This is a genomic window from Aminobacter sp. P4_H6_2, from assembly GCF_056400805.1.
The window spans coordinates 1-1797 of the sequence record NZ_JBFUKO010000864.1 but is presented as its reverse complement, the minus strand read 5'-3'; the positions used below and the strand labels follow the sequence as shown (position 1 = coordinate 1797).

General features: G+C 57.4%; 2 protein-coding genes. Both read left to right on the top strand.

Features of this window, described 5'->3' with window-relative positions:
• Positions 1-234: hypothetical protein (locus AC1DUU_RS31085; RefSeq protein WP_476787156.1), on the top strand; the 234-nt coding region annotated here is incomplete at its 5' end.
• 797 nt (positions 235-1031) lie between these two features.
• Positions 1032-1649, top strand: coding sequence for a C39 family peptidase (locus tag AC1DUU_RS31080; protein ID WP_476787155.1), 618 nt, complete (start codon positions 1032-1034; stop codon positions 1647-1649).
• The last annotated feature ends 148 nt before the right edge of the window (positions 1650-1797 follow it).

The following is a 1797-nucleotide window of genomic DNA, read 5'->3' as shown; positions in this document are numbered from 1 at the left end:
ACAGAGGGCTACCTTCGCTATGTGGGCCGAGCCATTCCAGCAATAGGCGGCAAGCAACGAAGCGAGCCTTGGGAGTCATTGGATTATCTGGGCGAGGCCAAGTTCGCGGCMYCGATCGGCACCGGCAACAAGCGCGCCGTCCCAGTGCAGCCAGTGTTGCGCGTCATGGCCAAGCACCCGCGAGGCGAGGACAAGCTGCGGCATGCGACCGTCACGGAAGTCCTGGTGCCTTGAAAAATAGAAGGCCTGCCGGGAGGTCACCGGCAGGCCCATGCTGAGGCGTGTCGGAGGGGAGCACGCCTCGCGGACAGCAAAAACCACATTGCGGCATGGGTCTTGTCCAGACGGGCGCAGCTGAAAGGTTTAAGACCACGCCCAATCTGCTCCGCACGCGCGGAAACGTCGGTCGTCCAAATGTTCCCACCAACGCAGAAAAATCCCGCACCTTTCGGCAGCGGTGCACAGACGACCGAAATATCAGTCACGAAATCAGCCAACAGCCTGGCAGATGTGGCAGACCCTTTAACTTGCACTCACCCGAACGGGTCAGTTTGCTATTAGGGTACACTAAAATCGACCGAAATTACCCTCCAGTTGTAATGGCTAGTATTACAAGCCTATTCTGCTTATTAACTCCGGCTAAATTACGGGGGAACAGGGTAATGAAAAATATTCTGCGTTTGTGGGGCGGGTCAACCGCAGTCACCGTTGCGCAGGTGCATTCACGCCTGATTTTTCACGGACCAGTCGAGCGCCGGTAAGCAGAGGCGCAATTTCCGCTCGATGCTCACGTCGGTTTCATAAGCGGGTGATTTCCTCTGGCAGCAGGCCGCACAAAGCAGATCGCGGAAAACTCTGGTCCTTTCGGATGGAGCGCGGGCGGCCTAAGTGTTCTGCCCCTGTTCACGCCAACCGTTGTTCAGCGGGAAACCAACGCGACGCCCTCCTTTACAGTGGCCCTTTAAACTGAGCCTGTGTGTACTGTTTCACTTTTCCAACCAAAGTGAGCCAACGGAAGTCAAGGATCTAGAATGCCAACGAAGAACGTGCCGTATTTCAGTCAATGGGAAACGCCCGAAATGACATTGCCTGTTGTCGCAAAGGGAGCGGTTGCCTTGCTGGATGATCCGCTTTGGCGTCAATCCGGAGCGCAGACGGTTGAGGAATACGCGCATTGGGCGGTAAACCTCTGCGGCATGGCGTGCCTGAAGATGATCCTCGCAACGCGGGGCGAGAATTACCCCACGCTTGAGCTTGCCCGCGCCTGCACCCAGCGCGGCGGTTATGTCGTCAGTGAAGACGGGGCTTCCATCAAAGGGCTAATCTACGCACCGTTTGTCGAAATGGTGTCCAGCCGTTTCGGGCTGAAAGCCGAAATCATGACCGGTGTCGAGGCGACCGCCATTCCGGAGCTTCTTTCACGATGGCAGTTTTTCATGGCCTCGGTGCACCATTCCATCCGCTGGCCCGATCAGAGCCCTCCCTCAAAGGGCGGCCATCTGGTGCTAATAACGTCATCAGCCTCTCCGCAAGCTGTCCGTTTTCATAATCCATCCGGCCATGATCGAGCTAGCCAGGCAGACGCCGTTCTGCCGCTCGATGTCTTCGATCGGTTCTTCGCCGGTCGCGGGATCGCCGTGAGTTTGTAACACCACCTTCAAAGCACTCAATCGGCGGGAAGCAACGGGACGAACTCTGGCAGGCGCTGGAATATCTGCACACAGGGAAATGGGTCGCCTCAATCGGGGTCGGCAACAAAGGAGCGGTGCCGGTTCAGCCGGTCTTGCGCGTCATGGC

What these genes read in the sequence shown, in the direction of transcription:
- AC1DUU_RS31080 (WP_476787155.1), top strand. Translation starts at nt 1,032, where the DNA reads ATGCCAACGAAGAACGTGCCGTATTTCAGTCAATGGGAAACGCCCGAA.